The organism is Desulfocastanea catecholica (assembly GCF_054657295.1).
On the sequence record NZ_BAAHYZ010000149.1, the window covers coordinates 1 to 364 of the forward strand.

At 44.8% G+C, this 364-nt stretch carries 1 pseudogene; it reads left to right on the forward strand.

Going from position 1 to position 364, the window contains the following annotated elements:
• Positions 1–364 (forward strand): annotated as a pseudogene (locus ACYQ8U_RS23290) (group II intron reverse transcriptase/maturase); the annotation flags it as partial.

A 364-nucleotide genomic window follows, 5' to 3' on the forward strand; every position in this document is an offset into this window, starting at 1 on the left:
AGGTTCGAGACCAAGAGCAGCAAGACCTTTACCTTTCTTGGTTTTGAATTTAGATGGGGCCTGAGCAGAAATGACAAGCCTTTGGTGAAAATGCGTACAGCGAAGACGAAGTTCCGCTTAGCATTGGCAGCAATTACAAAATGGATAAAACTCGAACGGCTGGTGTCTGATACAGTCGACATAATGGAAGACCTCCGAGCCAAGCTTCTGGGGCATTTCAACTATTATGGAGTTTCCGGCAATATGGATATGCTGAAATCCTTTTATAATCTCGCATGCCGTATCGTTTTCAAATGGCTTAACCGTCGCAGTCAGCGTAAAAGCTACAACTGGCGTGGCTTCAGTGAATTGCTTGAGCAATTCA